The sequence below is a fragment of the Martinezella sp. CNPSo 3957 genome (assembly GCF_057784395.1).
In genome coordinates, this window is the sequence record NZ_JBXSOU010000014.1 from 14,884 (window position 1) to 41,098 (window position 26,215).

Genomic DNA, 26,215 nt, shown 5'->3' on the forward strand with positions numbered 1-26,215 from the left:
AGAGAGGAACTTAGGCTTCGGCATCGAGCGTTTCGACGACCACGTTATGGTTCGTGTAGACGCAGATGTCGGCAGCGATATCGAGGGCGCGGCGGGCGACGTCTTCAGCCGACTTGTCGCTGTCCATCAGCGCACGTGCGGCAGCGAGGGCGAAATTGCCGCCGGAGCCGATTGCCATGGCGCCATGTTCAGGCTCGAGCACATCGCCGTTGCCGGTGATGGCGAGCGTTACTTGTTTGTCGGCAACCAGCATCATGGCTTCGAGGTTGCGCAGATATTTGTCCGTCCGCCAGTCTTTGGCGAGCTCAACGGCGGCGCGCATCAGCTGGCCGGGATATTGTTCGAGTTTCTTTTCGAGGCGCTCGAGAAGAGTGAAGGCATCGGCGGTCGCGCCGGCGAAACCGGCGATGACATCGCCCTTGCCGATGCGGCGAACCTTGCGCGCGTTGCCCTTCATTACGGTCTGGCCAAGGCTCACCTGGCCATCACCAGCCATCACCACCTTGCCGTTCTTGCGAATAGTCACGATTGTCGTCATTTAGCACCTGTTTGCCCCCGTTTCGGCGGGCTTTCTGCCGGGCCGCGTATCGGCCCCGTCAGCACCTATGTAAGAGGGGTTTTGGCGATTGCAAATGGCAACCGCGCCCGAATAACGGCGGCAAGCCGGCTAAACGCGTAGGGCCTTGCGTAACTTCTGGATATTTCCCGATCCGCCTGATATGGAACGGCCGTATTCTGATGGAGCAGCCCATGGCAGAGACCGCAGCGAGCCGCACGGCAAGCGTTTCCCGCAAGACCAACGAGACCTCGGTCTCCGTTTCCGTCAATATCGACGGCAGCGGCAAATCGACGATTTCGACGGGAGTCGGCTTCTTCGACCATATGCTGGAACAGCTGTCGCGACATTCGCTGATCGACATGGAGATCGACACCAAGGGCGATTTGCACGTCGACGATCACCATGCCGTCGAGGATACCGGCATCGCGATCGGCCAGGCCATTGCCAAGGCCCTGGGCGACCGGCGCGGCATCACGCGCTATGCCTCGATCGACCTCGCCATGGACGAGACGATGACGAAGGCGGCCGTCGATCTGTCAGGCCGGCCCTTCCTCGTGTGGAACGTCTCGTTCAGCGCGCCGAAGATCGGCACCTTCGATACCGAGCTGGTGCGCGAATTCTTTCAGGCACTGGCACAGAATGCCGGCATCACCTTGCATATCCTCAACCATTATGGCGCCAACAATCACCATATAGCCGAGACATGCTTCAAGGCCGTTGCGCGCGCATTGCGCACCGCAACCGAGATCGATCCGCGGCAGGCAGGTCGGGTGCCCTCGACGAAAGGCACGCTAGCCTGAGCCCCGAACTGGGGAATTGAGGAAATGGCAAGCTATCTGATTTTGTCTCCCCCCGGAGCACTGAGCCGATCCGAAATATCGGATCGGTATCGCGATGAGTCGCGATTCATCCGTGATGGTTTTTCGTTGACGGCGTTTCTGTTTCCGACGCTCTGGATGCTATTCCATCGGCTTTGGCTGCACGCGGTCGCCGCCTTTCTGCTGCAGGGCATTGCGCTGGAGCTGATGCGGCAGCCCGGCTTTTTCGCCGCCGCAGCCGCGCTTCTGCTCGGCGTGCATGTTCTTGCCGCTCTCGAAGGTCCGCATGCGATCAGCAATCGTCTGCTTGGCCTCGGGTGGAAGGTTGAAAACCTCGTCTCGGCACACGATCTGGCGACTGCGGAGGAAATCCACTTTTTCGAGTTCGAGCAGAAGCCAAACCCGGATATCCACCCTAAAAATTGGGATATCTCGGTCACCAACACGAATACCAGCCGCCCAGGCCCGAGCTTCGGCCTTCCCGGCTATGACGGAGGACGCTGATCATGCGGGTCGCGATTATCGACTATGGTTCCGGCAATCTGCGCTCGGCCACCAAGGCTTTCGAACGGGCCGCCCGCGAAGCAGGCATCGACGCAGAGATCGACCTGACCGATGACGCCGAGCGCGTCGCCACCGCCGACCGCATCGTGCTTCCCGGCGTCGGCGCCTATGCCGATTGCCGCCGCGGCCTCGATGCCGTGCCCGGCATGGCGGAAGCTGTCGTCGACCTCGTGGAACACAAGGCCCGCCCCTTCCTTGGCATCTGCGTCGGCATGCAGCTGATGTCGTCGCGCGGGCTGGAAAAGACGATCACGAAAGGCTTCGGCTGGATCAAGGGTGACGTCAAGGAAATGACGCCGAGCGATCCCAACCTGAAAATCCCGCAGATCGGCTGGAACACGCTGGATATCCGCCACCCGCACGCGCTCTTCGATGGGATCGAGACCGGGCCGGACGGCCTGCACGCCTATTTCGTCCATTCCTACCATCTGGCCGCCGACCACGGGGACGATGTGATCGCGACGACGAATTATGGCGGGCCGATGACCGCTTTCGTCGGCCGGGACAACATCGCCGGCGCACAATTCCATCCGGAAAAGAGCCAGAAACTCGGCCTTGCCCTGATCGCCAATTTCCTGCGCTGGAAGCCGTAAGGCTCGCGCTCCAAGGACAGACATCATGATTCTTTTTCCTGCTATCGACCTAAAAGACGGCCAATGCGTGCGCCTCAAGCTCGGCGACATGGAGCAGGCAACCGTCTACAACCCCGATCCCGGTGCCCAGGCGAAAGCCTTTGAAGATCAGGGCTTCGAATGGCTGCATGTCGTCGATCTCAACGGCGCCTTCGCCGGCGAGACCGTCAACGGCGCCGCTGTCGATGCCATTCTCAAGGCGACGAAGAACCCGGTGCAGCTCGGCGGCGGTATCCGCACGCTCGAGCACATCGAAAACTGGCTGTCGCGGGGGCTTGCCCGCGTTATCCTCGGCACCGTGGCAGTGCGCGATCCGGCGCTTGTCGTCGAAGCCTGCCGGCGTTATCCGGGCCATATTGCTGTCGGCATCGATGCCAAGGGCGGCAAGGTGGCGGTTGAGGGCTGGGCCGAGGCCTCCGAACTCGGCGTCATCGAACTCGCCAAGAAATTCGAAGGTGTCGGCGTTGCAGCGATCATCTATACCGATATCGATCGCGACGGCATTCTCACGGGAATCAACTGGGATTCGACCTTGGAACTGGCCAATGCCGTTTCCATCCCCGTCATCGCCTCCGGCGGCCTTGCCTCGCTTGATGATATCCGCCGCATGATCCAGCCGGATGCCCGTAAACTGGAAGGTGCGATTTCCGGCCGCGCGCTTTATGATGGCCGGATCGATCCGAAAGAGGCACTGGCCCTGATCAAGCAGGCCAAGGAGGCAGCGCAATGACCCTGAAAGCCCGCGTCATCCCCTGCCTCGACGTAAAGGACGGCCGCGTCGTCAAGGGCGTCAACTTCGTCAACCTTATCGATGCCGGCGATCCGGTCGAGGCTGCCAAGGCCTATGACGCGGCCGGTGCCGACGAACTCTGCTTTCTCGACATCACGGCTTCCTCCGACAATCGCGACACCATTTTCGATGTTGTCGCCCGCACCGCCGAACAATGCTTCATGCCTGTCACGGTCGGCGGCGGCGTGCGCACGATCGCCGATATCCGCAAGCTTCTGCTTTGCGGCGCCGACAAGGTTTCGATCAATTCGGCGGCGGTCAACAATCCCGATTTCGTGGCTGAAGCGGCCGATAAGTTCGGCAACCAGTGCATCGTGGTATCCATCGATGCCAAGCGGCGCCGGACCGAGGCGCTCGGTGGCGACAATCTGAGCGCTTGGGAAATCTACACCCACGGCGGCCGCAATGCGACCGGCATCGATGCCGTCGATTTTGCCCGCAAGATGGTCGAACGCGGTGCCGGCGAACTGCTCGTCACCTCCATGGACCGCGACGGCACGAAAGTCGGCTACGATCTGGAGCTGACGCGGGCGATTGCCGATGCGGTGCGCGTGCCCGTCATCGCCTCCGGCGGCGTCGGCGATCTCGACGACCTCGTCGCCGGCGTTAAGGAAGGCCATGCGACGGCGGTGCTTGCCGCTTCGATCTTCCACTTCGGCACCTATTCGGTGGGCGAGGCAAAGCGCTACATGGCCGAGCGCGGCATTCCGATGCGGCTGGATTAGGAGACAGCGGACCAATGAGCGGATTTACCCTTTCCGACCTCGAACGAATCATCGAGGAACGCTCCAAGGCTTCGCCGGACGAATCCTGGACAGCGAAGCTTGTTGCCGCCGGCCAGCCGAAGGCGGCGAAGAAACTCGGCGAGGAGGCGATCGAGGCCGTGATGGCAGCGGTCATCAACGATCGCGACAATCTTACCTATGAGGCGGCCGATCTGCTATATCATCTTCTGGTCGTATTGAAGATTGCCGGCATTCCGTTAGAGAATGTCATGGGTGAGCTCGAAAGGCGCACCGCCCAATCCGGCCTTCAGGAAAAGGCCAGCCGGTAAGAACGCGATGACAATAGCGACCAAGAGCCAGCCAGCGCCCGAAACGCTCGATATTTTCCAGGCGAAAGCCTATTCGCCCTATTATTTCTTCTCCTCGGAAGAATGGGCGAAATTTCGCGCCGACACGCCACTGACGCTGACATCAGACGAAGTGAAGCGGCTGCGATCCATGGGCGATCCGATCGATCTCGACGAAGTCAGGCGCATCTATCTGTCGCTGTCGCGGCTTTTGTCCTCGCATGTGGAATCCTCACAGATCCTCTTCGAGCAGCGCAATCGCTTCCTCAGCCTCTCCGATATCGCCAAGACGCCCTTCGTCATCGGCATCGCCGGTTCGGTCGCGGTCGGCAAGTCCACGACAGCTCGTATCCTGAAGGAATTGCTGGGCCGCTGGCCGTCGAGCCCGAAGGTCGATCTGGTCACCACGGACGGCTTTCTCTATCCGAACGCCGAATTGCAGCGCCGCAACCTGATGCAGCGCAAGGGTTTTCCGGAAAGCTACGATACCGCAGCGCTGCTGCGTTTCCTCTCGGCAATCAAGGCCGGCCAGCCGAATGTGCAGGCGCCATCCTATTCGCACCTCGTCTACGACGTGCTGCCGAATGAATTCAAGACGGTCGACCGCCCGGATATCCTGATCTTCGAGGGCATCAACGTGCTGCAATCACGGCATCTGCCAGCCGATGGCAAGATCGTGCCGATGGTCTCGGATTTCTTCGACTTCTCGATCTATATCGATGCCGACGAGGAGCTCATCCACAACTGGTATGTCGCCCGTTTCATGCGGCTGCGCGAGACCGCCTTCCGCGACCCCAACTCCTTCTTCCATCGCTATGCCTCGATCAGCGAGGAAGAGGCGCTGGCGATCGCCGAGGGGCTCTGGAAGAACATCAACCTCAAGAACCTGCGCCAGAACATTCTGCCGACGCGGCCGCGCGCCGATCTCATCCTGCAGAAGGGCAAGAATCATCTGATCGAGCAAGTGGCGCTCAGAAAGCTCTAAGACTTAGGGCTGAACACGCCTGAGGGTCAGGTTGATCCGTCCGCCGTTCTTCAGCAATGTCGACGTTGCCGGATAGATACGATCGACGCCGTGGAAACAGAGTCTCCCCTCGCCGCCGAGAACGACGATATCGCCGCTCGCAAGCTTGAAAGATTGGGTTCGGTCATTGCGGCTGAGACCGCCAACCCGAAAGAGGCAGGCGTTTCCCAGCGAGACCGACAGGACGGGCGCCTTGAGATCCTGCTCGTCGCGATCCTGATGCAGGCCCATGCGGGCATCGTCGCCATAGAAATTGACAAGGCAGGCTTCGGGCGGCTTTTCATAGCCTGCTATATCGCGCCAGAGATCGAGCAGTTGCGGCGGCATGGCCGGCCATGGGCGACCGGTGACCGGATGGGTCGGCTGATAGCGATAGCCGCGCTGCTTGTCTGTCACCCAACCGAGCGAACCGCAATTGGTCATGCGCACGGACATTTCCTTGCCGGTACCCGGCATGACCGGTGTGTAAAGCGGCGCCTCTGCCACAACGGCGCGGATCGCCTCGACGAGCGCTTCCTGGGCAGGGCGGTCGAGATATCCGGCGAGATGGCGGATTCCGTTGGGGAGCAGCATTTTGGTTTCCTGATGGTATCGCTGGTCAGGTGAATGCGTCATTGCCTCGCCTTCCTGCATGGCCCCTCACCCCAGCCCTCTCCCCGCAAGCGGGGCGAGGGGGTTTATCCTGCCTCAAGCCAGCCGCCGCAACTGAGAGTCTTGCTGTTCGCTGTGTCGTCCCTTCTCCCCGCATGCGAGGGGAAGGCTAGGATGAGGGGCCGGGCAGACAGCGTCCACAAAACTGAACTCGCCCGACAAGTTTCAATTTTACCCAGCCGAGCCAAAACTGCAGCCCGAAAACCAAGCCTAGTCGCCGCCGACCTTGCCGCGCATCTTCTTGACCTCGGAGCGCCCGGATTTCTCCTTCAGCCGGCGCTCGATCGATCCCTTTGTCGGCTTGGTCTTCCGGCGGGGCGGCGGCGGCGGGGCGGCTGCTTCGAGGATCAGTTCCTTCAGCCGCTCGCGGGCGTCCTCGCGATTGCGGTCCTGGCTGCGGAAGCGGCTGGCCTCGATCATCAGAACGCCTTCCTTGGACACACGACGGCCGGCAAGCCTGATCGCATTCGCCTTGACGCGGTCGGTCAGCGAGGGGGAATTCTGGACGTTGAAGAAAAGCTGGACTGCGGTCGCGACCTTGTTGACGTTTTGACCGCCAGGACCGCCCGCCAGAACGAATTGTTCCGTCAGCTCCCAGCCGGCAATCGTGATCCGGTCGTTAATGTAAAGCGCTTCGCTGGCCATGATTTTCTCCGCGCCTGTCTATCCCACATTGATGCGCGGTTGAAAACTACTGCCGGATAAAATGAAACCCGGCGAACTGGCCGCCGGGTTTCACGTGAGTCATTCCCGCTCTGGATGATTATTCCGCAGCCACCGGCATCCCCGGGGCTGCATCACGGACGTTGCCGTCGACATGATCCTCGAACTTGGCGAAGTTGGTGACGAACATCTGTACCAACTTCTCGGCCTGCGCATCATAGGCATTGCCATCGGCCCAGGTGGAGCGCGGGTCGAGGATGGCGCTGTCGACGCCTTCGACGGCAACGGGGACCGCGAAGCCGAAGTTCGGATCGATGCGGAACTCAACATTGTCGAGATCGCCCTTCAGGGCAGCGGCCAGCAGGGCGCGCGTCGCCTTGATCGGCATGCGGCTTCCCTTGCCGTAGGCGCCGCCAGTCCAGCCAGTGTTGACCAGCCAGCAACGGGCGCCGTGGCGGGCGATCAGCTCCTTGAGGAGGTTGCCGTATTCGGCCGGATGGCGCGGCATGAAAGGAGCGCCGAAGCAGGTCGAGAAGGTTGCTTCCGGCTCGACGACGCCCTTTTCCGTGCCGGCGACCTTGGCGGTGTAGCCGGACAGGAAGTGGTACATCGCCTGATCCGGTGTCAGCTTGGCGATCGGCGGCATGACGCCGAAAGCGTCTGCTGTCAGCATGATGATCGTCTCGGGATGACCCGTGATACCGGATTCCGAGGCATTCGGGATGAAATGCAGCGGGTAGGCGCTGCGGGTGTTTTCCGTCAGCGAGCCATCGTCGAGATCCGGGCGGCCATGCTCGTCGAGCACGACGTTTTCGAGCACCGTACCGAAACGGCGCGTCGTGGCATAGATTTCCGGCTCGGCTTCTGCCGAAAGACGGATGGTCTTGGCGTAGCAGCCGCCTTCGAAGTTGAAGATGCCGTTTTCGCCCCAGCCATGCTCGTCGTCACCGATCAGCGTGCGGGTCGGGTCTGCCGAGAGCGTCGTCTTGCCGGTACCCGACAGGCCGAAGAAGATCGCGGCATCGCCTTCCGGGCCGACATTGGCCGAGCAATGCATCGGCATGACGCCGCGCTCGGGCAGCATGTAGTTCAGCGCCGTGAACACCGATTTCTTCATTTCGCCGGCATAGGAGGTGCCGCCGATCAGGACGATCCCGTTGACGAAATCGCAGGCGATGACCGTTTCGGTGCGGCAGCCATGGCGCTCCGGATCGGCGCGGAAGCTTGGCAGGTCGATGATCGTCAGCTGCGGTACGAAGCTTTCGAGCTCAGAGCGATCGGGGCGGATTAGCAGATTGCGGATGAACAACGAATGCCAGGCGAATTCGGTGATGACACGCGTCGGCAAGGCGTATTCGACGTCGGCGCCACCGATCAGATCCTGCACGAATAGGTCCTTGCCGCGGGCATGGGCCAGCATGTCCTCATGCAGGAGCTCGAAATGCTCCGGCGACATCGGCTTGTTGTTGTCCCACCAGATCTGGTCTTCGGTGGTGGCGTTGCGCACCACGAACTTGTCCTTCGGCGAACGGCCGGTGTGCTGGCCGGTCAAGGCCCTGAGCGCGCCATCGGCGGTCAGATCGGCCTCACGACGGCGAATCGCCTCTTCGTAAAGATGGGCTTCCATGAGGTTGTAACGCACACTGGCGGCGGCTCCCAGGCCGATCGATCCCAGTTCAGTCGCGGGATTGCGGACGCCGAATTGCTCCATCACTTTTTCCTCTACAAGGGGCTTGGCCGTTAGAATTATCTAAAGCGTAGAGGGGTCTTTTTAAAAGCACAAGAGCCTGCCGTGAAAAATATTTAATGATATCAGTTATTTAATCGATTTAAATAAATTTCCGTAATTTTAAATCGTTTGAATGACAGGCAGCGGGACGTTACGTCCCACAACCCTTGCGCAAGGGTTTTTCTCCGCAACAATCCTCCCCTTTATCTTTGCCACAATTTGTTCCACCTTTATCCCCATAAGCGCGCCAGGTTACCGCCGACCGAACTGGCAGACCGCCTGGGCTGGATTCCAAATCCGGGAGACGCGCACTGATGACGGAGACGAACACCATGTTGACAATCGCGCTCGTTGACGACGACCGCAATATCCTGACTTCCGTTTCGATTGCCTTGGAAGCAGAGGGATATAAGGTAGAGACCTACACGGACGGAGCCTCGGCGCTGGACGGCCTGCTTGCCCGGCCGCCGCAACTGGCGATCTTCGATATCAAGATGCCCCGCATGGATGGCATGGAGCTTCTGCGCCGCCTGCGTCAGAAATCCGATATACCAGTGATTTTCCTGACCTCAAAGGACGAGGAAATCGACGAACTCTTCGGCCTGAAGATGGGCGCCGACGATTTCATCACCAAGCCGTTCTCGCAGCGCCTGCTGGTCGAACGCGTCAAGGCCGTTCTCCGCCGTGCGTCCGCTCGCGAAGCCGCAAATGCTGCCGGCGGCGCAGCCGTTGCCAAGCCGGGTGCTGCACAGCAGGCCCGCTCGCTGGAACGCGGACAGCTCGTCATGGACCAGGAACGCCATACCTGCACCTGGAAGGGCGAGCCAGTGACGCTCACCGTCACCGAATTCCTCATCCTGCATTCGCTTGCCCAGCGCCCCGGCGTGGTCAAGAGCCGCGATGCGCTGATGGATGCGGCCTATGACGAGCAGGTCTATGTGGACGACCGCACGATCGACAGCCACATCAAGCGGCTGCGCAAGAAATTCAAGATGGTCGACCTCGATTTTGATATGATCGAGACGCTGTATGGCGTCGGCTACCGCTTCCGCGAAGCTGCATAAGAGTCAACTGGACCATACGGCGGACGATGGAATAAGAGCATGCGGACGGGGTCGACGATCCCGTTCTTCGAAAGGGCCGTAGGCTTGGCACAGCTGGTGCAGGACAGGGATATAGACGACTCGGAAAGCCCGAGCGGCGCTCGAATCGCGCGCCGGCGCTGGACTCATCCCTTCGTGCTGATCCGCCGCATCTTCGGCAATGCTGTCTTTTCGAGCCTGACGCGGCGCATCCTGTTTTTCAATCTGGCCGCCCTCGTCGTTCTGGTCGGCGGCATTCTCTATCTCAACCAGTTCCGCGAAGGCCTGATCGATGCCCGCGTCGAGAGCCTCTTGACGCAGGGCGAGATCATCGCCGGTGCCGTCTCGGCCTCGGCATCGGTCGATACCAACTCCATCACCATCGATCCGCAGAAGCTGCTGGAGCTGCAGGCCGGCCAGAGCATCACGCCCGTTCCGAACGATGAGGATCTGGAATTCCCGATCGATCCGGAAAAGGTGGCGCCGGTGCTGACGCGGCTGATCTCGCCGACACGCACCCGCGCCCGCATCTTCGATGCCGACGCGAACCTGCTGCTCGACAGCCGCCATCTTTATTCGCGCGGCCAGGTGTTGCGCTACGACCTGCCCCCCGTCGACGACGAGAAGCAGAGCTGGTCCGACTGGTTCAGCGGGTTGCTCAACAAGATGCTGCAGCCGGGCAACCTGCCTGTCTATAAGGAAGCGCCCGGCGGCGACGGTTCGATCTATCCGGAAGTCATGAATGCGCTAACCGGCGTGCGCGGTGCCGTTGTCCGCACCACGGAGAAGGGCGAGCTGATCGTTTCGGTCGCCGTGCCGATCCAGCGCTTCCGCGCCGTGCTCGGCGTCTTGCTGCTCTCGACCCAGGCCGGCGACATCGACAAGATCGTTCATGCCGAGCGTCTAGCGATCATGCGCGTCTTCGGCGTCGCGACGCTGGTCAACGTCGTGCTGTCGCTGCTTTTATCCTCCACCATCGCCAATCCGCTGCGCCGGCTTTCGGCTGCGGCCATCCGCGTGCGCCGCGGCGGAGCGAAGGAACGCGAGGAAATCCCTGACTTTTCCGCCCGCCAGGACGAGATCGGCAACCTGTCGATCGCATTGCGCGACATGACATCGGCACTCTATGATCGCATCGATGCCATCGAGAGTTTTGCAGCCGACGTCAGCCACGAGCTGAAAAACCCGTTGACGTCGCTGCGCAGCGCTGTCGAGACGCTGCCGCTCGCCAAGAGCGATGATTCGAAGAAGCGGCTGATGGACGTGATCCAGCACGACGTTCGCCGCCTCGACCGCCTGATCAGCGATATCTCCGATGCATCGCGCCTTGACGCCGAACTTGCTCGCCCTGATGCGAAGTCGCTCGATCTGGAAGTACTGCTGCGCGACATGATCGATATTTCCAGACAAGTCGGACACAGCAAGAAGGCCGTCGAAATCGAATATGTCGTCGACCGCAAGCCGGGCAACAAGACGAATTTCTCCGTCGAGGGTCACGACCTGCGCATCGGTCAGATCGTCACCAATCTCATCGAAAACGCACGGTCCTTCGTCCCGGCGGAAACCGGCAAGATCACCGTGCGGCTGACGCGCACACGGACGCGTTGCGTCATCTATATCGAAGATAATGGTCCCGGCATTCAGGCCGAAAATATCGACCGCATCTTCGAACGGTTCTATACTGACCGACCTGAATCCGAAGGTTTCGGGCAGAATTCCGGTCTCGGCCTTTCGATCAGCCGGCAGATCGCCGAAGCGCATGGCGGCTCGCTGCGCGCCGAGAATATCGTCGACAACGATGGCTCGACGTTGCTCGGGGCACGGTTCATCCTGTCGCTGCCCGCCCAGACGCAGGCGTGAGCGCTCGCATGATCGGCGAAGCGACCAATATCCACGCCACAGCGATCGTCATCGGCAGGACCGGGCTCCTGTTTCTCGGCCCTTCGGGCAGCGGCAAATCCGCCCTCGCCTTTTCCTGCCTTGCCGCTGCCAAACCGCTCGGGCTGGCGGCAAGCCTTGTTGCCGACGACCGGGTGCTGATCAGCGAGCAAAGTGGCTCCGTGATTGCGAAATGCCCGCCCTCGATCGAAGGGCTCATGGAAATCCGCTATACCGGCATCGTCCGGATGCCTTACATTTCCGAAGGCGAAATGCACTTCGCGGTCCGCCCCGTCGATCCGGCCACGGCAGAAAGGCTGCCGCCGGAAGACGAGCAGGTCGATATTACCGGCTCCATCCGGTTGCCCTTGATCCGCCTGGCCGCAACCTCCGCGAATCCGCTGGCCATAATAATAGCGAAAATCGGCGCGAGTTTCGGCTAATCGGCCATTTAGGCCCGAACAGGCATGCAAATCCTATATTTTAAGCTTGCACTTCGCCTTTTCATCGCCAAGATGTCCCCCCACCGGTGGACGACATTGCTGCATTGCGATATTGGCCACCTGTTTGCGTATGCCATGGGAGCAGTAATATCATGATTGGACTTGTGCTTGTCACTCATGGCAAGCTGGCTGAAGAGTTTCGGCATGCCGTCGAGCATGTCGTTGGTCCGCAGAAGTTCATAGAGACGGTATGCATCGGTCCCGAAGACGACATGGACAAGCGGCGGCAGGACATTCTGCAGGCCGTTGCCGGCGCCGATGACGGGCACGGCGTCATCATCCTCACCGACATGTTCGGCGGTACTCCTTCCAATCTCGCAATCTCCGTCATGAATAGCGGCCATACCGAGGTCATCGCCGGCGTCAATTTGCCGATGCTGATCAAGCTCGCGGGCGTACGCGGCGACAACAACATGGAAAGAGCTCTGGTGGAGGCCTCAGAGGCCGGGCGCAAATATATCAACGTGGCCAGCCGTGTGCTCAGTGGCAAATAACGAGGCAAACACCGCCCCCATGACCGAGCTTTCCCGTGAACTCCTGATCATCAACAAGCGGGGCCTGCATGCCCGTGCCTCCGCGAAATTCGTCCAGACCGTCGAAGCCTACGACGCCGTGATCACCGTTTCAAAAGACGGCACCACGGTCGGCGGAACTTCGATCATGGGCCTGATGATGCTGGCAGCCAGCCCGGGCTGCAGCGTGCTTGTCGCGGCAAGCGGCAACCAGGCAGCCGAAGCGCTCGAGGCACTCGACCAACTGGTCGCCAACAAGTTCGGCGAGGAAATGTAGGCTTCTCCGCCTGCTATCGCGGATATAAAGACATAAAGACTTCTTTATATCATTATTGATTTCCACCCTGAAGCCTGCTACACGGCATCATCCACACGCTGTCAGCGTGCAATTCTTGTTGCATTCGGCCGAGGCGTCTGCCCGCGGCGCGACTGCATCGTTCAGGCTGGAGACCTTCATGAGCACTGAAAAGGACTACATCGTCGCGGATATCGGCCTTGCCGACTTCGGCCGCAAGGAAATCACGATCGCCGAAACCGAGATGCCGGGCCTGATGGCCTGCCGCGCCGAATTCGGCGAAGCGAAGCCGCTGAAGGGCGCCCGCATCACCGGCTCGCTGCACATGACGATTCAAACAGCCGTTCTCATCGAGACGCTGGTCGCACTCGGCGCTCAGGTGCGCTGGGCATCCTGCAACATCTTCTCGACGCAGGACCATGCCGCCGCCGCAATCGCCGCATCCGGCGTTCCGGTCTTCGCCGTCAAGGGCGAGAGCCTCGAAGATTATTGGATCTACACCGACAAGATCTTCCAGTGGGCCGATGGTGGCCTTTCCAACATGATCCTCGACGATGGCGGCGATGCCACCATGTACATCCTGCTCGGCGCCCGCGCCGAAGCCGGTGAGGATGTGCTCTCCAACCCGCATTCGGAAGAAGAGGAAATCCTCTTCGCGCAGATCAAGAAGCGCCTGCAGGCAACGCCTGGCTGGTTCACCAAGCAGCGCGACGCCATCAAGGGCGTAACGGAAGAAACCACCACGGGCGTCAACCGTCTGTACCAGCTCAGCCAGAAGGGCCTGCTGCCCTTCCCGGCCATCAACGTCAACGACAGCGTCACCAAGTCGAAGTTCGACAACAAGTACGGCTGCAAGGAATCCCTGGTCGACGGTATCCGCCGCGCCACCGACGTCATGATGGCCGGCAAGGTCGCCGTCGTCTGCGGCTATGGCGATGTGGGCAAGGGTTCTGCCGCTTCGCTCTCCGGCGCTGGCGCCCGCGTCAAGGTCACGGAAGTCGACCCGATCTGCGCACTGCAGGCTGCGATGGACGGCTATGAAGTCGTTCAGCTCGAGGACGTCGTTTCCTCGGCCGACATCTTCATCACCACGACCGGCAACAAAGACGTCATCCGCATCGACCACATGCGTGCGATGAAGGACATGGCGATCGTCGGCAACATCGGCCACTTCGACAACGAAATCCAGGTTGCCGCGCTGCGGAACCAGAAGTGGACGAACATCAAGCCGCAGGTCGACATGGTCGAATTCTCCAAGGGCAACCGCATCATCCTGCTCTCGGAAGGCCGTCTCCTGAATCTCGGCAACGCCACCGGCCACCCGTCCTTCGTGATGTCGGCATCCTTCACCAACCAGACGCTGGCGCAGATCGAGCTCTTCACCAAGCCCGGCCAGTACAAGAACGAAGTCTACGTTCTGCCGAAGCACCTCGACGAGAAGGTCGCTCGCCTGCATCTCGCCAAGCTCGGCGTGAAGCTGACGGAGCTTTCCGAAGAGCAGGCATCGTATATCGGCGTGACGCCGAAGGGCCCGTTCAAGTCCGACCACTACAGATACTGATTATTAAAACAGTATCCACAACATCTTGTGGCCCTGGCATTGACAAATGCCGGGGCTTATTTTTTAGCCAGCTCCCTTCCCCCGGATTCTCCTAGGCAGTATTGTTTTTACACTTGATTCGTGACGAACCGGGCGTGCCCGGAGCCATGAAAATGGGATGTCTTGTCAGGATGCGGCACATTAGAAGACGGAGACAGACCTCTTATGTTTGAAGGGGAAGACAAACTGCATCGACCAGCGCTACACGGAGTGGCGGCGCGGTTGCTGCAGGGCGGCGTATATCGGCTTTCGACAGGGGCAAAGCAGGGCAAGGGCCGGCTAGCGCGCCTGAGCCGCCTGTTGAGGCTCAGCGTTTTCGGCGGCCTGTTGACCGGTCTGGCCGGGCCCGTTCTTGCGCAGGGCAATGACGTCACGCAGGCGGGCATGCGCCTCTTCACCTCCTCGGAAATGGCCGTCTTCTCCGTTATCATCGGCGTGATCTCCGCCGCACTCCTGTCGACCATGTGGATGGTTCGGCAGCGCGGGAATATGGAAAGCGAAAGCCGCGAGATCCGCACGGCCCTTTCGGATGCCAATCAGCGTATTTCGCAATATCAGGCGCTGATTGCCGACAAGAACCGCCGGATCGTCATCTGGGATGGCCAGAATGCTCGGCCGGAGCTGCTCGGCCAGCTGCCGGTCGAGACCGGCGCGCCGCAGGACAATGAATTCCTCGCCTTCGGCCGCTGGCTGAAATCATGGTCGGCCGGCGAGCTCGACAAGGCGATCGACAAGCTGCGCGGCAGTGGCCAGAGCTTCGACATGGTTGTCGAAACCAACCGCGACGAGATTCTGGAAGCGCAAGGCCGCATTTCCGGCGGACGCGCCTTTGTCCGCTTCATTGCGCTTAACAATCTGCGCGCCGAACTCGCCGAACTGAAGATCGAGCGCGACCGGCTGATGACCTCGATCTCCGCGTTCCAAAATCTGCTCGATGCCATCGACCTGCCGGTCTGGCAGCGCGATGCGGAAGGTAAGCTCACCTGGGTCAATCAGGCCTATGGCGAGGCCGTGGAAGCGGTTTCGACAGATGAAGCCGTGCGCGAGGGACGGGAATTCCTGACGACCGTGGCTCGCGAACGCATTCGGGCAGCCGCTACGCCGGAGTCGCCCTTCCACGACAAGATTTCGACCGTGGTCCACGGCAACCGCACCTTTTTCGACGTTGTCGATGTCAAGTCGCCGAATGGCTCCGCCGGCATTGCGATCGATATTTCCGAAGCGGAAGCGATTCGCGCCGAGCTTGCCCGTACGCTGAAGAGCCACGCCGAAACCCTCGACCATCTGGCGACACCGGTTGCGATTTTCGATGGCGACAGACGGCTGCAATTCTACAATCAGGCCTTCGTCCAGCTCTGGGAACTCGATATCGCTTTCCTTGAGAAGCGACCCGACAATAGCGAACTCCTGGACCGGCTGCGCGGCGCCAAAAAGCTGCCGGAGCAGCTGAACTGGAAGACCTGGAAGGATGACGTCCTTTCGGTCTATCGCGCGCTCGACACGCAGACCGATCTCTGGCATCTCCCCAACGGTCAGATCCTCAAGGTTTTCGCGACCGCGCATCCGCAGGGCGGCGCAACTTGGGTATTCGAGAACCTGACCGAGCAGGTCGATCTCGAAACGCGCTACAACACGCTGGTCAAGGTTCAGGGCGAAACCATCGACCATCTTTCCGAAGGCGTCGCCGTTTTCGGTCCCGATGGCCGCATCCGCCTGTCGAACCCCGCGTTCCGCATTCTCTGGAACATTACCGAGGCACAGGCAAAGCCCGGCACGCATATCCAGACCCTGGCGGAGGCATGCGCACCTTCCTATGACCGGCCTGATGGCTGGAAGCGGTTTGCCGAGCAGATCACCAGCTTCGACGACGAGCGGCCCTCATCGCAGGGCACACTGGAGCTTTATTCCAATCTGGTGCTCGACTACGCCGTCATTCCGCTGCCGAATGCGCAGACCATGCTGACCTTCGTCAACAAGACCGACAGTGTGCGCGCCGAACGCGCCCTGACCGAGAAAAACGAAGCGCTGCTGAAGGCGGACGAGCTGAAGAACGATTTCGTCCAGCACGTCTCCTACGAGCTGCGTTCGCCGCTCACAAACATCATAGGCTTCACCGACCTCTTGAAGACGCCGGGCATCGGCTCGCTGAACGAGCGGCAGGCCGAATATATCGACCATATATCGACCTCTTCTTCCGTGCTGCTGACGCTGGTCAACGACATCCTTGATCTCGCGACGCTCGACGCCGGCATCATGCGGCTGAACTATTCCGAGATCGTGCTCTCCGATCTGCTCGACGAAGTCTCTATGCAGATCGCCGACCGGCTGCAGGAAAGCGGCGTGATGCTTGAAATCACCGTGCCGGCCCATCTCGGCTCTATCGTCGCCGATCAGCAGCGGCTGAAGCAGATCCTGCTCAAGCTTCTGACAAATGCCGCGAATTTCGCGCCCGAGGGATCGACGATCACCTTGAGATGCGGGCGCGAGAGCACGGATTTCGTCTTCTCGGTTGCCGACAAAGGCCCAGGCATCCCGGAGGATTTGATCAATGCGGTGTTCAACCGCTTCGCCTCCGGCGGCAAGGGTGGCAAGCGCAGCGGTGCCGGCCTCGGCCTTTCCATCGTCGAAAGCTTCGTCAGCCTGCATGAGGGCGAGGTTTCGATCGAAAGCCAGCCGGGCAAGGGAACGACGGTCACCTGCCGGATTCCTTCAGCTGAATTGCCTCATTCCGTCGCAGCAGAATGACAGCCCCAGAGACCAGCATTTCCCTTTTCCTCGCAGATGACGCCGCCACAGCCCAGCTCGGCGAAGATCTGGTACTGGCTCTGAAGGTCGGCGACTGTCTGGCCTTGTCGGGCGATCTCGGCGCGGGAAAATCCTCGCTCGCCCGCGCGCTGCTGCGCGCCATGGCCGACGATGCCGAACTGGACGTGCCGAGCCCGACCTTTACCCTTGTGCAATCCTATGAGCTGCGCATCCCGGTCTCGCATTTCGATCTCTATCGTCTCGGCGACCCAAGCGAGTTGACGGAGCTCGGCTTCGACGAGGCGCTGCAGACCGGCATCTGCCTTGTCGAGTGGCCCGAAATGGCCGAGGGCGAGCTGCCGAAGGAACGCATCGATCTCAAACTGACGCATGAGGGCGAAGGACGGCGCGCCGTCCTCACGGCACCGGCCAAGCAGATAGCACGCATCGAACGCGTATTGGCTATACGCGCCTTTCTCGATTCGCATGGCTATCGCGGTGCCGCGAGACGTTTCCTCACCGGCGATGCCTCGCTGCGGGCTTACGAGTCTCTTTTTCCTGCCGATGGCAGCGGCCGCGTGATCCTGATGGATTGGCCACGGCTGCCGGAAGGGCCCCCGGTGCTTGACGGCAAACCCTATCCCAAGGTCGCCCATCTCGCCTGGGATACCTACCCCTTTGTGGCGATCGCCACTATACTCAGCCAAAACGGCTTTGCCGCCCCCCAAATTTTCGCCGCCGACTACGATCTTGGCATTCTTCTGATCGAGGATCTCGGCACCGACGGCGTGCTCGATGCGGAGGGCAAGCCGATCGCCGAGCGTTATCAGGCGAGCGTCGCCTGCCTTGCGCATCTGCACAGCCTTTCCATTCCACGCGATATCCCCGTCACGCCGGATCACATCCATCACATTCCGGATTTCGACCGGACCGCGATGAAGATGGAAGCGCGGCTGCTGCTCGACTGGCATCTGCCCTGGAAGCGCGGCACGCCGGCAAGCGACGAGGAACGGGCCGACTATCTAGCGATCTGGGACAGGCTGATCGATCAGCTCGACGACGCGGAAAAGAACCTGCTGCTGCGCGACATGCATTCGCCAAACATCATCTGGCGGTCGCATGAACAGGGCATAAAGCGTGTCGGCATGATCGATTTCCAGGATGCAATGATCGGGCCGACCTCTTATGACGTCGCCTCGCTGGTGCAGGATGCGCGCGTGACGATCGAGCGCGATCTGCATGACCAGCTGATGTCAGACTATCTCGCACTTCGTCATGCCCAGGGCGGTTTCGACGAGGCCAAATTCCTGAAGAGCTGGGCGATCATGTCGGCGCAGCGCAATTGCAAGCTTGCCGGCCTCTGGGTGCGGCTCTTGCAGCGTGACGGCAAGCCGGGATATTTGAAGCATATGCCGCGCACGCTCGCCTATCTCGCCATCGCCTTTGAGCATGAAGCGCTCGCACCCTTGCGCGAATGGTGCGAGAAGGCCGGCATTGGCCGGGCATAGCGAACCAGACCCCGCGACGGCTTTCCGGCCCTGTGCTATGGAAATCAGATAGCGAATCGAAAGTTCGAGACGAAATGACCATCAAACAAGCCATGGTATTGGCCGCGGGGCTTGGAACCCGTATGCGGCCGATCACCGATACCATCCCGAAGCCGCTGGTGAAGATCGCTGGCAAGCCGATGATCGACTATACGCTGGATGCGCTGGCGGAAGCTGGCGTCGAGCAGGTCGTTGTTAACGTTCATCATCATGCCGACCAGATGGAAGCGCACCTGCGCGACTACGGCAAACTCGACATCCTGATCTCGGACGAGCGGGACGCGCTAATGAACAATGGCGGTGGGTTGGCAAAAGGATTGAAGCTTCTTGGTCGAGATCCGGTCTTCGTTATGAATTCGGATCTCTTCTGGATTGGCGAAAGAGAAAACCAACCGACGAACCTTGAGCACTTAGCCGGATTCTTCGACGCAGACCGTATGGACTTTGGCATGCTCTGCGTGGCGTTGGAGAAGACGACGGGCCACAACGGCAAGAATGATTTCAGCATGGCTGAGGATGGTCGCCTCTCACGCTATAGCGATGTCACCGGCAACGGCGTAGTGTATGCCGGCACGTTGGTCATCAATCCGTCGTTTCTCGATGACGCGCCAGACGACGCCTTCAACATCAACGCATATTACGATAAGGCCATCGCCAAAGGCCGGCTCTATGGCACGATGCTCGACGGCCACTGGCTGACTGTCGGCACGCCGGAGGCGGTCGGGGAAGCGGAGGAAACGATCCGGAATTTCCGGGCGTTTGCGTGAGCCTATGGCAGGCGGACACCGGCAACGCTTTCTGACGATTCCGGCAGGCCTGCCCTTCCTGAAAACGCTTGCGACAGCGCTCTGCGATGGCCGGCTGACCGAGCATTTCCGTCACGATCCGGCGGACCCGCTGTCGCTTGCCAAGGTCAGCATCTTTCTGCCGACGCGGCGCGCAGCGCGCGTGCTGCGTTCGGAATTCGTCGACCTGCTCGGCGGCCGCGCCGCCATCCTGCCGGTCATTCGCCCACTCGGCGAAACCGACGACGACAGCGGCTATTTCGAAGAAGCCCTGCCGGAAACGGCCGATCTGGCGCAGCCGCTTGCCAATACCGCCCGACTGCTGGAACTGGCCCGGCTGATCCTTGCCTGGCGCAACAAGCTGCCGCAGATCGTGCGCGATATTCACTCCGATTCGCCGCTAGTGGCGCCGGCAAGCCCGGCGGATGCTATTTGGCTTGCGCGCAATCTCGCCGAACTCATTGATTCGCTGGAGACCGAGGACCGTGAATGGAGCGAGCTTGCCAATCTCAGCGCGGAGGATCATGCGCTCTGGTGGCAGCTGACGGCCGAATTCTTGGCGATCGCCAGCGCCTTCTGGCCGGCGCGTCTTGAAGAACTCGGAAAGTCCTCGCCCGCCCGCAACCGCAATGCCATCCTGCGCGCCGAGGCGCAGCGCATCTCCAGGATGCGGCATCTCGGGCCGGTTATCATAGCAGGCTCGACGGGCTCAGTGCCGGCAACCGCTGAGTTGATTTCAGCGGTCGCTGCCTTGCCGCAAGGCGTGATCGTGCTGCCCGGCCTCGATCTTGCGATGCCGGAAGAGGATTGGCAGCTCGTGGCGCCGGAGACATCCATCGGCGAAAGAGCCGATCCGACGACGCGCAGCCATCCGCAATATGGTCTCTCCCTGCTGCTGAAACGGTTGCAGGTCACGCGGCGCGATGTCGAATCCATCGCGGATGCGGCTGAAACCATGCAGATGCGGGCGCAGATCCTGTCGCGTGCGCTGGCGCCGGCCAAGGCGACGAGCGGCTGGGGAAGCTGGCGCAAGACGCTTGCTCCCGATGCGATAGCGGACGCATTCGCCGACGTGGCGCTGATCGAAGCGGCCAACGAGCGTGAGGAGGCGACCGCGATCGCTATCGCCTTACGGCTGGCGCTGGAGAAACCGGGGCGCAGCGGCGGCGAAAGCCAGGCGGCCTTGATCACGCCCGACCGCAATCTCGCGCGGCGTGTGACAGCGGAGCTTGCCCGCTTCGGCATTACCGCCGACGATTCCGCCGGTACGCCGCTGAACGCCACGCCCCAGGGCACACTGCTACAATTGCTGCTGGAGGCGTCGCTCCGACCTGGCGATCCCGTTGCCGTTGTCGCGCTGCTCAAACATCCCCTCGCCTTGTTCGGCCTGCCTGCGGAGACACATCGGCCTGCTGTCGATGCGCTGGAGATCCTGGCGCTCAGGGGCGGCGTCGACAACATCGACATCGGCAGGCTGGAAACCCTGCTGGACGACCGCGTAGCGAAACAGGCCGATGACCGCCATGCGCCGCAATGGCGCAAAGCGTTGCCGCCTGAAGCCATCGAGCATGCGCGGGCGCTTGCCCAGCGAGTGGCAGCGGCATGCGAACCGCTGGTATCGGCGCTTTCCCTACCCGCGTCAGAAGATCTCCTCACACTTTCGAATTGGGCGGAGCGTACCGGCCGCGCCCTGGAAGCTGCGGCCGTCGACGAGCGTGGCAGCCTGGCAGGCCTCTGGTCCGGCGAAGCCGGTGACACGCTTGCCAGCCTTCTTCGGGACGTCATCGAAACCGATGGCCAGCTGGAAGCCGATGGCGTGCAGTGGATCGACATCATGGCAGCACTGTGCGTGGGCCAGGCGGTGAAGCCACGGGCGCTCAGCCATCCCCGCCTCTTCATCTTCGGCACGCTGGAAGCACGCCTGCAGAGCGTCGATACGCTGATCCTCGGCGGGTTGAACGAAGGATCCTGGCCAGGGCAGACGGCAAACAATCCCTTCATTTCGCGCAGTATGAAGACCGAGATCGGTCTGGAACCACCGGAGCGCCGTATCGGCCAGCTTGCGCACGATTTCGAAATGGCGAACGGCACCCGCGATCTGATCTATTCCCGCGCCCTGCGCCAGGGTTCGACGCCGACGGTCGCCTCACGCTGGCTGCAGCGGCTGATCGCACTCGGCGGCGAGGAACTGGAAGAGGCCATGAAGGCGCGCGGCGACCAGTATCGCCACTGGGCTGCAATGATCGACGAGGGTGAAAACCAGGCTCCGGCGCTGCGCCCGGCACCAAAGCCGCCTGCAGAGCTGCAGCCGAAGAGCTATTCCTTCAGCGAGGTGGGGCGGCTGCGGCGCGATCCCTATTCGATCTATGCCCGGCGCGTGCTGCGGCTCGATCCGGTCGATCCGTTCAACCGTGATCCCGGGCCGGCCGAGCGCGGCACGCTCTACCACAAGATCATCGACCGTTTCGTCCGTGAAGGGCATGTGGCCGGCACGCCGGATGCGACGGTCGCGATGGATCGCATCATTGCGGAGCTTTTCGATGCCGAGCGGCTGCCTGTTCACATCGACAGCGTCTGGCGCCCGCGTTTCCGCGAAGTGGCGCGCGCTTTCCTTGCCTGGGAAACGGAACGACGCCCCGAAGTGCGCAAAACGGCAACGGAAGTGCCGGCTGGCGTCGAGATCGAGCCGATCGGCATTCGGCTGACGGGCGTTGCCGACCGCATCGATATCAAGAGCGACAAGGGCGCCGATCTCATCGATTACAAGACCGGCTACAATCCCTCGCCGCCACAGGCGCGCGCGCTACTCGATCCGCAGCTGGCGTTGGAAGCCTATGCGCTGAAGGCCGGCGCCTTCCGCAATATTGGCGCACTGATCCCCGAGAACCTGCTTTATGTCCGGCTGCGGCCCGGTGATCGCTTCAAGGTCGACCAGGTCAACAACGAACATTCCAGCCGCGGTGGTAAGACGGAAACGAAGTCGGCTATGGATCTCGCGCAGGAATCAATGGACCAGCTGGTGAAATTCGTTTCGCTGCTGCAATCGGGCGAGAAGGGTTTTTCCTCGCGGCTGATTCCGGCCCACCAGTTTGAATATGGCGGGGATTACGATCACCTCGCCCGCGTTTCGGAATGGTCGACGGCAGAGAGCGAGCAGGAAGGCGGCGGCGATGAGTGATTTTTCCGCCGACGACATCGCCACCCTACCCGAGAGCGACGATCCCGGCGTCTGGATCAGCTGGACGACCATCCAGCAGTCGATCGCCTCCGACCCCGAACGCTCGGCCTGGGTCTCGGCCAATGCCGGCTCCGGCAAGACGCATGTGCTGACGCAGCGTGTGATCCGCCTGCTTCTAGCAGGTGCGCGGCCCTCGGCGATCCTCTGCCTCACCTATACCAAGGCGGCAGCGTCCGAAATGTCGAACCGTGTCTTCGATCGGCTTGCCGCCTGGGCGACGATGCCAGACGAAGAGCTGAAGAAACGCATCGCCGATATCGAAGGCAAGGAGCCCGATCTCTTCAAGCTCGCCGAGGCACGCCGGCTCTTTGCCAAGGCGCTGGAAACGCCCGGCGGATTGAAGATCCAGACCATCCATGCTTTCTGTGAGGCGTTGCTGCATCAATTTCCGCTTGAAGCAAACGTCGCCGGGCATTTCTCCGTTCTCGACGACCGCGCTGCCGAAGTCCTGCTGGACGATGCACGCCGCGCCTTGCTGACGGCAACGACGCCGCATGGCGATGCCGAACTGGCGCGGGCCTTCGACTATGTGCTCGATCTCGGCGATGAATCCGGCCTTGAGACCCTACTGGGTGATATCGTCGCCAACCGCAATGCGATCCGTCGTTTCACGGAAGCAGCCGAGCGCAAAGGCGGCTTTGAGACCGCACTGCTTGCCCGGCTTGGCCTTACGCCCGGTGAGACGGAAACGAACATTGCCGAGCAATATTGGCCGCTGCCCGGCCTCTCCGGCGCGACGCTGGAGCTTTATCTGACGCTTGCCGACGAGAAGGGCGGCGCCAAGGCTCAGGAAGTTGCTTACGCGCTGCGGCTTGCCAAGCGTGAGGCAGATCCGCTTGCCCGCGCCGAAATCCTCGAAAAGGCTATGCTGACTGCCAAGGGCGAACCGAAGTCGGACAGCCAGTTCTTCGTCAAGGCGATGCTTGCTGATGCGCCGGCACTCGCCGATGCCGTCGCTGAGGCACGCGCCCATGTCGTTGCTTGCCGCGACCGGCTGAAGCTGATGCGGATGTATCGCGCCACCCATGCCGCCCTCATTCTCGCCGATCGTCTGAACCGCGACTACGAGGAGCTGAAGAAGCGCCGCAGCCAGCTCGATTTCGAAGACCTCATCACCCGCACGGCCGATCTCTTGACCAAGAAGGATGTCGGCCCCTGGATTCACTACAAGCTGGATCAGGGCATCGACCATATTCTCGTGGACGAGGCGCAGGATACCAGCCCGATCCAATGGAGCGTCATCCAATCGCTGGCGGAGGATTTCTTCTCCGGCGACAGCGCCCGGCCGACGCTGCGCACGATCTTTGCCGTCGGTGACGAGAAACAATCGATCTATTCGTTTCAGGGCGCCCGTCCCGAACGCTTTTCCGAGGAAAGCGACCGCACGCGGCGCCGCGTGGCAGCGAGCGGCCAGCAATTCTCGTCGATCCGCCTCCCCCTCTCCTTCCGTTCGACGGCGGATGTGCTCGGCGCCGTCGACCATGTCTTCACCAGCCCGGAGAATGCCCGAGGACTCAGCGCCCTTAACGAGCCTGTGGTGCATCGCTCCAGCCGCATCGGCCACCCCGGCGCCGTCGATCTTTGGGAGACGATCGCGCCGGAGCCGGCCGCCAGGGAAGAAGACTGGACGGCACCTTTCGATTCGACGCCGGAGAGCGCGCCCGCCGCCATTCTGGCGCGGCGGATGGCGCACATGATCGGCAATCTGATCGGCCGGGAAACGATCATCGAGAAGGGCAAGGCCCGTTTCATCGAGGCCGGCGACATTCTCGTGCTGGTGCGCAAGCGCGACAGCTTCGTCAATGCGTTGACCCGCGCCCTCAAACGACGGGGCAACATTCCTGTTGCCGGCGCCGATCGTCTGGTGCTGACGAGCCATATCGCCATTCAGGATCTTCTGGCGCTCGGCCGCTTCCTGCTGTTGCCGGAAGACGATCTTTCGCTCTGTGCGCTCATGAAGAGCCCATTGTTCGACCTTAGCGAAGAGGATGTCTTTGCCGTTGCCGCCTATCGCGATGACGAGGAAAGCGTCTGGAGCCACCTGCAGAGATTTGCCGCAGACGGCCATGACCGCTTCAGCCAGGTGGTCGAACGCTTAAGAACCTTCCTTGCTTTGTCGAGGAGCCTTCCTGTCCATGATTTTTATGCACGGGTGCTCGGAAGCTTTGGCGGCCGGCGGAAGTTTCTGGCGCGGCTCGGCACTGAAGTCAGCGATATCCTCGACGAATTCCTGACCTTCACGCTCGATCATGAAACGGGCGGCCTGCCCGGCCTGCAATCCTTCATCTCGACGCTGGAGCTGGAAGCACCGACGGTCAAGCGCGAGCAGGACAAGGGCCGCAACGAGGTGCGGATCATGACGGTGCACGCCTCGAAGGGATTGGAAGCGCCGATCGTTTTCCTCGTCGATAGCGGCGGCAAGGCCTTCACCCATACACATCTGCCGAAGCTGCGGTTGATCGAAACCGGCAAAGACGAGATCCCGCTGCCGGTTTGGGTGCCGGTCTCAGCGCTTGCCAATTCGCTGACGCAGGCCGACACAGTGCGGCTGCAGGCGCTGGCGGAGGAGGAATATCGCCGGCTGCTCTATGTGGGCATGACGCGCGCCGCCGACCGGCTGATCATTTGCGGCTACCGCGGCATCCGCGAAAATGCCGATACCTGGCAGGCGATGATTTCCGCAGCGCTGCGCGGGGATGAGCTGCGCTGCACGCAGAAGACCTTCACCGGCCCGGATGGCGACTGGCAGGGCTTGAGCTGGCGGGTTGCCCAGGTTCAGCTCGAATTCGAGACCGCGAGGGAGCATGAGAAACGCTCCGAACGCGCTGGCCTGCCCGACAGCCTCAACCGCCCGCTGCCGCCGCAAAGAAGCCTGCCGCGGCCGCTGAGCCCCTCCGGCGTAGGCACCGTCATCGATGAGGAAGCCGACGATCTGCTGGTGACTTCGGCGCTTTTCGGCGAGAAAGCCAAATCCGACCGTGCCTTGCAGAAGGGTCGCTTCATCCACCGTATGCTGCAGACTTTGCCTGAAATCGCGCCAGAAGAGCGCGCCGATGCCGCCCGGCGCTACGCCGAGCGGGCCGCGCGCTTCTGGCCACCGGCCGAGCAAGGGGCGCTGGTGAAGTCCGTCATGGCGCTGCTGTCGCATCCGGATCTGCAGGGCACGTTCAGCACCCATGCGCAGGCGGAAGTGTCGATCATGGGCACGCTGAAGCTCGGCAGCCAATCCTATGCCGTTTCCGGCCGCATCGACCGGCTGGCTGACCTAGACGATCGTGTCGTCATTCTCGACTATAAGACCAATCGCGTGCCTCCTGCCGAGGAAAGCAGCATCCCCTTCGCTCACAAAGCTCAGCTGGCCATCTACCGCGAGATCCTTTCGCCGCTTTATCCGGGAAAGCGCGTCGACTGCATGCTGGTCTATACCGAAAATGCCTCGATCTACACGCTGTCCGACAGGGCACTTGCATTGGCGCTTGCGGAGCTCGAGACAAAGTGAAATACCAGATATTGAAATATGGGCACCGC

At 61.3% G+C, this 26,215-nt stretch carries 22 protein-coding genes; 18 read left to right on the forward strand and 4 right to left on the reverse strand.

Annotated elements, in window-relative coordinates; genetic code table 11:
- Nucleotides 1–10: 10 nt before the first annotated feature.
- Nucleotides 11–538, reverse strand: coding sequence for an ATP-dependent protease subunit HslV (gene hslV, locus AC13QE_RS25525; protein ID WP_113233576.1), 528 nt, complete (start codon nt 536–538; stop codon nt 11–13).
- Nucleotides 539–750: 212 nt separating this feature from the next.
- On the opposite strand from hslV, the gene hisB reads away from it, so the two are divergent.
- From hisB to coaA, 7 genes are read left to right on the forward strand one after another with little or no spacing between them, the layout of a single operon-like run.
- Nucleotides 751–1,359, forward strand: coding sequence for an imidazoleglycerol-phosphate dehydratase HisB (gene hisB, locus AC13QE_RS25530; RefSeq protein ID WP_015338215.1), 609 nt, complete (start codon nt 751–753; stop codon nt 1,357–1,359).
- A 24-nt stretch (nt 1,360–1,383) separates the two neighbouring features.
- Nucleotides 1,384–1,881, forward strand: a complete 498-nt coding sequence (locus AC13QE_RS25535; RefSeq protein WP_488485799.1) for a DUF2628 domain-containing protein — start codon at nt 1,384–1,386, stop codon at nt 1,879–1,881.
- 2 nt (nt 1,882–1,883) lie between these two features.
- Complete coding sequence (hisH, locus tag AC13QE_RS25540) at nt 1,884–2,534, forward strand: imidazole glycerol phosphate synthase subunit HisH (protein ID WP_488485800.1); 651 nt, start codon at nt 1,884–1,886, stop codon at nt 2,532–2,534.
- Between the two features lie 25 nt (nt 2,535–2,559).
- Entirely contained in the window at nt 2,560–3,303 is a 744-nt protein-coding gene (hisA, locus tag AC13QE_RS25545; RefSeq protein ID WP_132719589.1) for a 1-(5-phosphoribosyl)-5-[(5-phosphoribosylamino)methylideneamino]imidazole-4-carboxamide isomerase, read from the forward strand.
- Nucleotides 3,300–4,088 carry an imidazole glycerol phosphate synthase subunit HisF gene (hisF, locus tag AC13QE_RS25550; RefSeq protein ID WP_112414767.1) on the forward strand — a complete coding sequence of 263 codons (789 nt, stop codon included), beginning with the start codon at nt 3,300–3,302 and terminating at the stop codon, nt 4,086–4,088. The genes hisA and hisF overlap by 4 nt, the downstream gene beginning before the upstream one ends.
- Nucleotides 4,089–4,102: 14 nt before the next feature.
- The gene (locus tag AC13QE_RS25555; RefSeq protein WP_488485801.1) at nt 4,103–4,417 is read left to right on the forward strand and encodes a phosphoribosyl-ATP diphosphatase; all 315 of its coding nucleotides are present in this window, start codon (nt 4,103–4,105) and stop codon (nt 4,415–4,417) included.
- Between the two features lie 7 nt (nt 4,418–4,424).
- The gene (gene coaA / locus AC13QE_RS25560; protein WP_015338209.1) at nt 4,425–5,420 is read left to right on the forward strand and encodes a type I pantothenate kinase; all 996 of its coding nucleotides are present in this window, start codon (nt 4,425–4,427) and stop codon (nt 5,418–5,420) included.
- Nucleotides 5,421–5,423: 3 nt separating this feature from the next.
- On the opposite strand, the gene AC13QE_RS25565 is transcribed toward coaA, so the two are convergent.
- The 3 genes from AC13QE_RS25565 to AC13QE_RS25575 form a co-directional block, all read right to left on the reverse strand.
- Entirely contained in the window at nt 5,424–6,032 is a 609-nt protein-coding gene (locus AC13QE_RS25565) for an alpha-ketoglutarate-dependent dioxygenase AlkB family protein (protein WP_488485802.1), read from the reverse strand.
- 288 nt (nt 6,033–6,320) lie between these two features.
- Nucleotides 6,321–6,755, reverse strand: a complete 435-nt coding sequence (gene arfB / locus AC13QE_RS25570) for an alternative ribosome rescue aminoacyl-tRNA hydrolase ArfB (RefSeq protein ID WP_132719593.1) — start codon at nt 6,753–6,755, stop codon at nt 6,321–6,323.
- A 118-nt stretch (nt 6,756–6,873) separates the two neighbouring features.
- Nucleotides 6,874–8,484, reverse strand: coding sequence for a phosphoenolpyruvate carboxykinase (locus AC13QE_RS25575; protein ID WP_488485803.1), 1,611 nt, complete (start codon nt 8,482–8,484; stop codon nt 6,874–6,876).
- A gap of 350 nt (nt 8,485–8,834) precedes the next feature.
- Here AC13QE_RS25575 and AC13QE_RS25580 point away from each other — a divergent pair, with 350 nt between their 5' ends.
- The 11 genes from AC13QE_RS25580 (at nt 8,835) to addA (ending at nt 26,186) form a co-directional block, all read left to right on the forward strand.
- Entirely contained in the window at nt 8,835–9,566 is a 732-nt protein-coding gene (locus AC13QE_RS25580; protein WP_207899651.1) for a response regulator transcription factor, read from the forward strand.
- Nucleotides 9,567–9,650: 84 nt separating this feature from the next.
- The gene (locus tag AC13QE_RS25585) at nt 9,651–11,444 is read left to right on the forward strand and encodes a stimulus-sensing domain-containing protein (RefSeq protein ID WP_488485888.1); all 1,794 of its coding nucleotides are present in this window, start codon (nt 9,651–9,653) and stop codon (nt 11,442–11,444) included.
- An 8-nt stretch (nt 11,445–11,452) separates the two neighbouring features.
- On the forward strand, nt 11,453–11,905 hold the full coding sequence (locus tag AC13QE_RS25590) for an HPr kinase/phosphorylase (protein ID WP_488485804.1): 453 nt from the start codon (nt 11,453–11,455) through the stop codon (nt 11,903–11,905).
- Between the two features lie 152 nt (nt 11,906–12,057).
- Nucleotides 12,058–12,459: a PTS sugar transporter subunit IIA gene (locus AC13QE_RS25595; RefSeq protein WP_015338202.1), complete on the forward strand. Its 402-nt coding sequence runs from the start codon at nt 12,058–12,060 to the stop codon at nt 12,457–12,459.
- 19 nt (nt 12,460–12,478) lie between these two features.
- A complete protein-coding gene (locus tag AC13QE_RS25600) occupies nt 12,479–12,754 on the forward strand; it encodes an HPr family phosphocarrier protein (protein WP_015338201.1) in 276 nt (91 codons plus the stop codon).
- Between the two features lie 178 nt (nt 12,755–12,932).
- Entirely contained in the window at nt 12,933–14,333 is a 1,401-nt protein-coding gene (ahcY, locus tag AC13QE_RS25605; protein WP_015338200.1) for an adenosylhomocysteinase, read from the forward strand.
- Nucleotides 14,334–14,537: 204 nt separating this feature from the next.
- Nucleotides 14,538–17,117, forward strand: coding sequence for a PAS domain-containing sensor histidine kinase (locus AC13QE_RS25610; protein ID WP_488485805.1), 2,580 nt, complete (start codon nt 14,538–14,540; stop codon nt 17,115–17,117).
- Nucleotides 17,114–18,625: a tRNA (adenosine(37)-N6)-threonylcarbamoyltransferase complex ATPase subunit type 1 TsaE gene (gene tsaE, locus AC13QE_RS25615; protein ID WP_488485806.1), complete on the forward strand. Its 1,512-nt coding sequence runs from the start codon at nt 17,114–17,116 to the stop codon at nt 18,623–18,625. The genes AC13QE_RS25610 and tsaE overlap by 4 nt, the downstream gene beginning before the upstream one ends.
- Nucleotides 18,626–18,699: 74 nt before the next feature.
- Nucleotides 18,700–19,431, forward strand: coding sequence for a nucleotidyltransferase family protein (locus tag AC13QE_RS25620; RefSeq protein ID WP_488485807.1), 732 nt, complete (start codon nt 18,700–18,702; stop codon nt 19,429–19,431).
- Nucleotides 19,432–19,435: 4 nt separating this feature from the next.
- On the forward strand, nt 19,436–22,627 hold the full coding sequence (addB, locus tag AC13QE_RS25625) for a double-strand break repair protein AddB (protein WP_488485808.1): 3,192 nt from the start codon (nt 19,436–19,438) through the stop codon (nt 22,625–22,627).
- On the forward strand, nt 22,620–26,186 hold the full coding sequence (gene addA, locus AC13QE_RS25630) for a double-strand break repair helicase AddA (RefSeq protein ID WP_488485809.1): 3,567 nt from the start codon (nt 22,620–22,622) through the stop codon (nt 26,184–26,186). The genes addB and addA overlap by 8 nt, the downstream gene beginning before the upstream one ends.
- The last annotated feature ends 29 nt before the right edge of the window (nt 26,187–26,215 follow it).